General features: G+C 44.0%; 10 protein-coding genes. 8 read left to right on the top strand and 2 right to left on the bottom strand.

Annotated features, from left to right (window positions below; genetic code table 11):
- The 8 genes from VMW78_03915 to VMW78_03880 form a co-directional block, all read left to right on the top strand.
- Positions 1–376: hypothetical protein (locus VMW78_03915; protein ID HUV50149.1), on the top strand; the 376-nt coding region annotated here is incomplete at its 5' end.
- An 8-nt stretch (positions 377–384) separates the two neighbouring features.
- Entirely contained in the window at positions 385–1,110 is a 726-nt protein-coding gene (locus tag VMW78_03910; protein ID HUV50148.1) for a glycosyltransferase family 2 protein, read from the top strand.
- A 74-nt stretch (positions 1,111–1,184) separates the two neighbouring features.
- A complete protein-coding gene (locus VMW78_03905) occupies positions 1,185–1,655 on the top strand; it encodes a DUF2304 domain-containing protein (GenBank protein ID HUV50147.1) in 471 nt (156 codons plus the stop codon).
- 53 nt (positions 1,656–1,708) lie between these two features.
- Positions 1,709–1,843: a GxxExxY protein gene (locus VMW78_03900; protein HUV50146.1), complete on the top strand. Its 135-nt coding sequence runs from the start codon at positions 1,709–1,711 to the stop codon at positions 1,841–1,843.
- 82 nt (positions 1,844–1,925) lie between these two features.
- On the top strand, positions 1,926–3,152 hold the full coding sequence (locus VMW78_03895; GenBank protein ID HUV50145.1) for a hypothetical protein: 1,227 nt from the start codon (positions 1,926–1,928) through the stop codon (positions 3,150–3,152).
- Between the two features lie 20 nt (positions 3,153–3,172).
- A complete protein-coding gene (locus tag VMW78_03890; GenBank protein ID HUV50144.1) occupies positions 3,173–3,886 on the top strand; it encodes a tetratricopeptide repeat protein in 714 nt (237 codons plus the stop codon).
- Between the two features lie 96 nt (positions 3,887–3,982).
- Positions 3,983–4,924, top strand: a complete 942-nt coding sequence (locus VMW78_03885; GenBank protein HUV50143.1) for a tetratricopeptide repeat protein — start codon at positions 3,983–3,985, stop codon at positions 4,922–4,924.
- A gap of 29 nt (positions 4,925–4,953) precedes the next feature.
- Entirely contained in the window at positions 4,954–5,421 is a 468-nt protein-coding gene (locus VMW78_03880; GenBank protein HUV50142.1) for a tetratricopeptide repeat protein, read from the top strand.
- A gap of 47 nt (positions 5,422–5,468) precedes the next feature.
- On the opposite strand, the gene VMW78_03875 is transcribed toward VMW78_03880, so the two are convergent.
- The gene (locus VMW78_03875; GenBank protein HUV50141.1) at positions 5,469–7,571 is read right to left on the bottom strand and encodes a tetratricopeptide repeat protein; all 2,103 of its coding nucleotides are present in this window, start codon (positions 7,569–7,571) and stop codon (positions 5,469–5,471) included.
- Positions 7,572–7,867: 296 nt separating this feature from the next.
- Positions 7,868–8,902 (bottom strand): cytochrome c3 family protein, encoded by a 1,035-nt coding sequence (locus tag VMW78_03870; GenBank protein HUV50140.1) that lies wholly within the window; start codon positions 8,900–8,902, stop codon positions 7,868–7,870.
- Positions 8,903–9,117 lie beyond the last annotated feature (215 nt).

The raw sequence follows: 9,117 nt of genomic DNA, 5'->3' as shown, positions 1-9,117 counted from the left end.
AACGAATCTTATTTTCATATCTATTATGGCTTTTGGCACTATTACCGCACAGATAATACTTAAAAAAGGTCTTCTATTATTGGGAGGGGTGTATTTTTCATCCGGGGTCATGGTTGAAATCTTCAGAATAATTCGTTCCCCCTATGTTATGGGCGCACTTTTATTTCAAGGAATAATTGCTTTGTTTTGGATTTATGTCCTTTCAAGAACGCAACTCGTATATCTGTTCACAATGTCAGGAGCATTCTTTTACATATTACTGGCGATGGCGAGCTGGATAGTTTTGGGTGAAAGGTTATCTCTTATTCAATGGTTGGGCGTGTTTATGATAAGTCTTGGAGTCGTTTTTTTTAACTACCAGGCCATAGTGAAATAGGGGGCGGATTGAGACCTTTGAAAAAGCAAGCCATTATTATTATACCCGCCTACAATGAAGAAAAAAATATTGCGGGCGTGATAAATGGGATAAAAAATGTTATACATGATGCCAATATCCTGGTCGTAAATGACGGGGGAGAGGACCGAACAGAAGAGATCGCACGGGAACTGGGAGTGCGCGTGATTAGCCTTCCTTATAATATGGGTTATGGTTCTGCGCTTCAAACCGGTTTCAAATTCGCATTAAAGAAAGGATACGAATATGCGGTACAAATAGATGCGGACGGACAGCATGATCCTGAAGATATCCCAAAGTTATTGGATGAGGTATTCAAGAATAAGGCTGATGTAATTATAGGCTCTCGGTTTTTAAACAAAGGAAACTATAAGGCTCCTTTCACAAGAAGGGTCGGAATGCTTTTTTTTGCCAAGTTGACTTCACTTATAATTGGCAAAAAGATTACAGATCCCACTTCAGGGTATCAGGCTATTAATAAACATGGACTTAAATTTTATGCGGGAGAATATTATCCGGTTGATTTCCCGGACGCTGATGTAATAATAATGCTGCACAGGGCTGGATTAAAAATAAAGGAGATTCCAGTAACCATGTATCAGGGCGTGCGGGGGAAATCAATGCATTCTGGATTAAAACCCGTATATTACATATTTAAAATGTTTCTTTCTATTTTTGTTACATTACTGAGAAAAGCGGAGAGCGATAGGGATTAGAAGGTGAGAAGGTAAGAGGGTGAGAAGAAAAAAAGATAAACATCGAACGTCGAACGTCCAAGATCGAATGATGAATGATGATATTGTTTCGTTTGAACCAATACAATGCAGCGCTGGGAACTAAAATTATGCCTATAAGACAAAAGATATTCGCGTTAATCGCAGCTATTGCCCTATGTATTTTCATAGTGGAGATGGTTCGCAGAAAAAAATTGCGGGAAGAATATTCCTGGTTGTGGCTTATTACCAGCTTGGGCATAATTATCTTAGTCATTTGGTATGACCTTTTAGTCTTTATTACCAGGATGATCGGCGCTGCACTGCCCACCACCACCCTTTTTGTTTTCGGCCTCCTTTTTCTCCTTTTGATTGCTCTCCATTATTCCGTCAAGATTTCATCATTGACCGATCAGGTAAGGAATCTGGCACAGAAAATTGCTATTTTGCAGTCGGAATTAGATGAACAGAAAGAAACATCACAAAGCCTCGAAAGTACGAAAGAAATAGATATTCAGCCACAGATTCACACAGATGAACGCAGATAGGTTTTTCTCGTTCCCACTCTGGAGCATGGGAACTATGCATAATTATTGTAGAATTGAAAGCGGTGAAAGAGCTTGCAGATATACATTTTGCTCAAATTCGATCTTATCTCAAGGCTACCAGCTTGAAGGTAGGTCTATCACTTAATTTCGCAAAACCCACTTTAGAGATAAAAAGAGTGGTTAACTGATTTTTACATAGCTGATTTTCGTGTTTTCGCACTTTCGTGTTTTCGTGATTAATTTCTTGCTCATAAAAAGGAGATTCCGCACATGGTCGGTTTGTCAAATATTCATAAACATCTTCTTGCAATTTTTTTGATTTCCGCCATAGCAACTATTATTTACTCTAACAGCTTTGACTGTACCTTTCACTTTGATGATCAGCTTGCTATTGTTGAAAACTACACTATCCATAGATTTGACTTAAAGGAAATTTTTTATTCCTCTAGTCGTCCCATATTAGACATTACATTGGCGATTAATTATTATTTCGGCAAGCTCAATGTCTTTGGCTACCACCTGGTCAACCTGCTGCTCCACATCTCAAACGGCATTATGCTCTATTTTATCCTTTTTCAAACAGCCAACCTCTCCTCGCTTAAAGAAAAATACGGGCAGAGGGCTTACAGGATTGCCCTTTACGCCTCCATGGTCTTTATTGCGCATCCTATTCAGACCCAGGCTGTTACGTACATTATAAGCCGTTCTTCAGTCCTGGCCACAACCTTTTATCTTTTGACTATTCTCCTTTTTATTAGAGCCTTCCAGGAAAGCTCAAAGCTCAAAGCTCAAAGCTCAAAGGTTGAAAGCCCGAAACCAGAAACCCGTAATTCAAAATTCAAAATTCAAAATTCAAAATTTTACTTAGCCGGTGCTTTTTTCTCCTCGTGTCTTGGGATGGGGACAAAACAGATAGTTGCCACCCTTCCTCTGATGCTCTTGATCTATGATTTTTACTTTATATCGGATGGGAATTGGAAGATACTGAAAGGCCGCTACAAGGTACATCTGGCCATGTTTTCAACCATGGCTGTAACCATTTATCTGAGTGCATCCGGGCTGCAAAAGTTTGTTTCATTTGATTATGCCAAAGGGGTAGAAATGCCTTTTGGTGAACCTGTCACCTCTTTTCAGTATTTTATGACACAGCTTCATGTTATTCCATACTATATCAGGCTGTTATTTATTCCCACAAATCTCAACCTGGACTATGACTGGCCCATTACCCAGAGTATTGACTTTCCAACCATTATGTTTTTCATACTCCTTGTTGTCATAATAGTCTTTGCTGTATGGGCATATCGCAGGGCAAGACTTCTTTCTTTCGGCATTATCTGGTTTTTTGTCACCCTGTCGGTTACATCCAGCTTTATAGTAATCTACGATGTTATTTTTGAACACCGGCTCTATCTTCCGTCTATAGGATTTGCTTTATGCATTGCGATTATGATCAGCAGAATATCTATGTTAAAATTTGGGCGAACTGGACAGAATTAAGCATTTATGGAAAATGAGAAATGAATCTGACAAGATACGTTGAGGTTGCTGTGTTGATGGGGTTTGTTATGGTATCTGGTACCGCTGCACACCAGCGTAACATTGTATGGAAGGATGGTCTTTCCCTCTGGTCGGATGTGGTTCAAAAATCTCCCAACAAGACCAGACCCTATAGCAACCTTGCCATCGCCTATAGAAGTAGGGGCTTGATTGATAAGGCTATTGCGTTTTGCAAAAGAGGTATTTCCCTATATCCGGATGTAGCCGAACCCCATGTCAATTTGGGGGTTTGTTTTCTTGACAAGGGCTGGACAGATAAGGCTGTCTTTGAATTTCAACAAGCCATCAGAATCAAGGCAGATTTCGCCCGTGCCCATTCCAACCTGGGGTTGGCTTATTCCATGCTGGGGCAACTTGACCTGGCCATTGCGGAACAGAAGCAGGCGTTGAAGAGCAACCCTTGCTTTGTCGATGCTCACAACAATCTGGGTGTCTGCTATTTTGACAAAGGAAGGATAGACAAGGCCATTTCCCATTTTCAACACGCCATACAGATTGATCCCAATCATGTGGATGCTCATTACAATTTGGGATTAGCATATGGATCAAAAGGGAAACATGATATGGCTTTCAGAGAGATGAAAATTGCCAAGAGGCTTAGTTCAAGCCAACAATGGAAAAAGATTACTGGGGGGATAAAGGGAGAAAAGGGATCAGTTCCTGCTCATCCGTAGAGCAGGGAGTGGAGAGAGCGAAGAGCATAGAGCGGTTTGATTGGTTTTAAAGCGATAAAACAGATATAACGAACTGCGCCTAAACAAAGACAACCAATGAAACCAATAAAACTGAAATTATTTGTTGAATTACTTGTAGCCGCAAGCCTGGTGCTGGTCTTCGGCCCCATTACCCATCAACGAAATTTCGCCTGGAAAGACAACGTGTCCCTCTGGCGCGATGCGGTCATGAAATCTCCCAATAAGTACAGACCTCGCCACAACCTGGGATTAGCCTATTCTCACACAGAACAATACGATCTTGCACTGGAAGAATATGGGAAGGCGCTGAGGGTTATGCCTGCCTCGTCCAAGACCCATGTGAACATGGGCAGTGTTCATGAAAAGATGGGGCAAAATGAATTGGCCATAGCCAAGTACAAAAAAGCGCTGGAAATCGACCCCTGTGATTACAAGGCATATACCGGGTTGGGAGAAATATACAACAAGAAGGGGTTTGTTGATATGGCGGTTAGTATGTACAAGCAGGCAATAAAGATAAATCCGCTTTACCTTAATGCCCGAAAGGCCATTGGAAATGCATACGTGGATCAAGGGTTCACAAACTTAGCCGTAAAAGAGTACATAGCAATCTTGCAAATAGACCCTGACAATGCCTCGGTTCATTATAATCTCGGTATTGCTTATGACGAAATGAGACAACTGGAAAAGGCCATTATCCAATACCAAAAGGCTATCGCTATTAAACCTGAATATCCTGAAGCGTTGTCCAATCTGGGCATCATATACGGCAAAATGGGATTACTTGACCAGTCAATTCAACAGTTGCGCATGTCTTTGGATATTAGTCCCCGTGATCCGATAACCATGTTTAACCTGGCGCTGGCTTATGAGCAAAGAGCTGAGAGCGAAGAGCAAAGAGCGAGGAGCAAAGAGCTGAGAGTTAAGGCTGTTCGGACGTACGAAAAGGTTCTCAAACTTGATCCCCAGAATGTCCAGGCCAGGGAGAGGATTCGTAAGCTGAGAGCCAAGAGGTGAGAGCGGAGAGTTAAAGAAAACCGGAGTATATGAAACAAATTAGACTAAATTTATATATTGAATTTCTGGTGGTGGCAGGCCTGGTTGTGGTATGTGGCATTGCCGCCTTTCAGCGTAATTTTATCTGGCAAGATGATCTTACATTATGGCAAGATGTGGTCGAAAAATCTCCTGATAAAGCAAGGGGTTATAACGCAATCGGCATGCATTACTATAAAAGGCAAAAACCCGATAAGGCAATACCATTTTTTAAGCAAAGTCTTTTTCTGCGGCCAGAGTATGGAATCGGCCACAACAACCTCGGGCTCTGCTTTCTGGCAAAGGGGCGGATAGATCAAGCAATAGAGGAGTTCAAGCGGGCAATAAAGACCAAGCCCCTCAATGGCATGTGGCACGTTAACCTGGGCATTGCCTATTGGAAAAAGGGATTGCATGAACTAGCTAACAAAGAGATAGGGCTCGGGAAAGCATTGAGAAGAAGGTATAAACAAGGATAGTAGAGCGCGGCGAATTCGATGCGCGGTAGTCGGTTGAGCCGGTTTCATCAGTGCGATTTGTCCTGGGAGATCATGCTACGGCAGTAAGCAAGCATCCGGCCGGCCATCGAATTATCTGGATCTAATCTCAACACGGCCTCAAAGTGCTGTATCGCCTCTTTATATTTTTTCATCTGCATACAGGCAAAACCCAGCCCGCTATGAGCTGCGGCCAGTTCAGGTTTTCTTTTAAGCGCTTCCTTATACGCCTGGACTGCCTGCGGAAACATCCCAGTGACAGCATAGGCTTCCCCAAGCCTTACATAGCCTGCCACAAAATTCGGCTTTGTTTCAACGGCCATCCTGTATTGTCTTAACGCATCCTCGACTCTGCCGTCCTTTTGATACATATCTCCGAGGTTGCTCCGTGCCTCCCAGAAGCTTGGAAATATGTCTAAGCATTCCTGGTACTTATTGATTGCACGCTTGTTTAAGCCAAGGGTGGCGTACAGGTTTGCCAACTGAAATTGTGCCACAGGAAGATCCGTCATGCCAAACAGGTTCTTTGGAGGTATGCCTGGTGCATCCTTGTCTTGCGTTGTGTCAAACCTGACCTGAAACTTTTTAATGATTTCCCGGTTTTTCTCGACATTTTTGACAAAGACAACAGCCATTTCATCATAGTAGATCAGAACCCAGTCCTTGTTGAAATAGAGCATCCTGGTCAGAGGGGCAATATTTGGAGACCTGCCATGACCGAGCAATACATAATTTATTTGATATTTTTCCGAAATTTTCGGCCATAGTTGAGGGACATAATAATGAGACAGAAAGCGATCAGGCAAATCGAACCTTCCGTCTAAAAAGACCAGGCGCTCAGGGAAACAACGCCAGGTGAAATAGTGACCTGTGGCAGGGTTGTTGAAAATGTTTCCAGTGATGTTGTTTTCCTGTATGAAATCAATCGCTTTTTTGGGATAAGAGATGTTGGAAACCCCTAACCCGAACCTCGTATTGCTTCTGTCCCGGATATAGTATCTGTCAGAAGCCGCGTCATAAATTAAAAGAATCATCACCAGAACCAGACCCACGGACAAGACGGCCCGCACATGATTCATGGGCAGTTTCCTGGCCCGCAGGAATTCTTCAATGGAAGATTTGTAAAAAGAGCCAAGATTCAGGAACGTGATCGGAGCGGCCATCAGTGCAAAGGCACATATATTCCGCCTTGCCTGGACAGAGATATAGAGGAACCCGGCATAGATCAAAAGGTGGATGATGTTGATCCGCCTGAAGTTCAACAAAAAGGACGCGGCAGATACCACCACCAATACTTTATAGTAGAATATCGCCTGCCAGGAAAAGAGCGTATCCGCTAAAAATGGTGATATCAGCTCATTTACGATAAGAGGGCCGCCCCTGCCGCTGGCGCCCTTTAGTCCGGCGAACATTTCAAATGGAAGTTGCAGAATCTCATGAGGATATGGTGTGATCAGGGTAGATGCAGTCAAAACGAGCCCTGCGAGCAACAGCCGGGTATAGTCTCTTCCCTGCACAGAGGTCTCGCCCCTCCAGTCAAACGACAGGGGCGCTTTCCACAAGATCGCTTCACCCAAAAGGAATGCCCATACCAGGAAAAGACCCAGCACCCAGAACCCGTGCATGTTTGCCCAGAGGATCTGAAGGGGGATCAGGAGATAAATGCTCCTGCCCTTGCGGTTGTGGTATTGATGAAGGATGAAAAAATAGAGACAGAGAAACAGGTAGCTTGCAAGCTCCGGCCGGACAATAAACCGTGCGTTTGCCGCCATGGCGCCCAAAACAAGACAAAACGCCGGCAGGATGTACCCATCCTCCTTTTTCCTCATGTTAATCAACAAGCAAAACGCGGCGATCAGTACCGACATTTTGAACGCAACAAGCCCGCTGATCCCGGAAACACGGTGTATAAGATAGATGAGAACCTGAAATAGCCAGTATGGATCAAAACTCGGACGATCAACGGCAATGTAGGAAAAGGTATTGGTTTGTGGTATCTTAAAATTGTCAAGGATGAATTGGCCGCACCTCAGATGGTACCAGATATCGAGGTTTGAAATATCGTGTGCCGAATAGGCGGCAACCACGGCAAAAAAGAGAAAAACGTATGTTTTTTGAAGGCTCTTAATCATGGGGGGGGTCTTTACATAAAAGATGAACGTCCAACATCGAACATTGAACGTCGAATGTCGAATGTCGAATAAAAAAACAAACACCAAATGAGAAACAAAAGTTCAGGGTTCATTTTTTTTAGTTCCTCCTGGGCAAAAACAACTTAGCGCTTCTTATGGGGGGGTAAACTATTACCTATCAGAAAATGACCCATATAGAAATAAAAAAGGGCATCCTCCCTGGAGGAGAATGCCCTTTATAAAGGTTTCTGTCAAGCGATCACGATGCCGACGGCATCGTGATCAAGGACAATCGGTTAACGCTGCTTGTCATGACACCCGAGGCAACCGTTAACAGAGCTGCCGTCGGCGCATTGATCAGCGTAAGCAAATCTCAGGATGTCGGCATTTGCCGAGCCATGAGCCCGGTGGCAGGAAAGACAGGTAACATACATGTTGTCATCAGCTGGCGCTACAGCATTCACTGTGCCGACCGGATTAGATTTCCAATCAAGGAAAGTATAATTCGTAAGGGTTTGAATTTCCCAGGTGGTAGGAATAAGCGCATCTGTTGGATGCCTTACCCACGCGCTGTTATATACGCCGGTATTACCGGAACCCGCATTGCCGTGGAAATCTCCGTGGCATTTGCCGCAGAACCTGCTGATAGAACCGCCATCAGCATCGGCGGTGGCGCTGTAATAGTTACGTGGGTCGTCTGCTGATGGAGCACTATTCAAAGCCTTTTCATAATCGGAAGCTCCTGTCCCAATGACTGCGGTCTGGTATATTTGAAGCATACGATAGCCGGTGTAGCCGCCTTTAAGAGTATTTGCGTGATGGCCACCGGCAATCGCCTTTGCCGGGTCCGTGTCGGTTTCGTTCCCGTGACAGCCGCTATTACCTGCACATTTCAAGCCGTTGCTTTCCACGTACCAATCGGTGCTGTTAACGTAACCAGCAGAATTATACCCTGCCGGCTCTACTGTGCTGCCTATGCTGTGTTCAGTATTACCGTGGTTATCAGTCTGTCCGCTGGTAGCAGTGAAGTACCCTCCGGCTAATTGGACGGTATCGCCGGAACTACTGGTTTTAACACGAGGATAACCCCCTTCCAGAGGGTCGGCCGTGCTTGTTTCATGACACCCCCCGCATGTGCCGCGGGTCAACGAGCCGTAAGCAGCATCTCCGGCAGTTGTGCCTGTAGCCATGACAGCGCCACCCTGGCTGTTGTGCATGGTATGGCAATCCACGCAGGGGCCGCTTACCGATGCATAACCTGGCCCGCAAAAGAGAGCAACCATTGCGATACATGCTGTCATAATCGTCAGAGTTAATATTTTTTTCTTCATGACTATACCTCCTTTTTCGGAGCTTAAGACTTTTGAGTTTTAAGATATCAGCTTTAGAAACATCCACTAAAATTTATTTTAATAAAAATATCGTAATGTTTCTGACAAGTCAATCAAAAAGTACAATTTGTTTTGCTTTAGTTGATCTTTCTGAACTGCTGGTTATTTTCCATTTAATAATATTGAGTTGCAATTAATGTGCCATATCAGAGAGC

The sequence above is a fragment of the Anaerolineae bacterium genome (genome assembly GCA_035529315.1).
GTDB lineage: Bacteria > Desulfobacterota > Desulfobacteria > Desulfobacterales > ETH-SRB1 > Desulfaltia.
The sequence above is the reverse complement of the archived record's forward strand: the minus strand, read 5'-3'. Positions and strand labels throughout refer to the sequence as shown.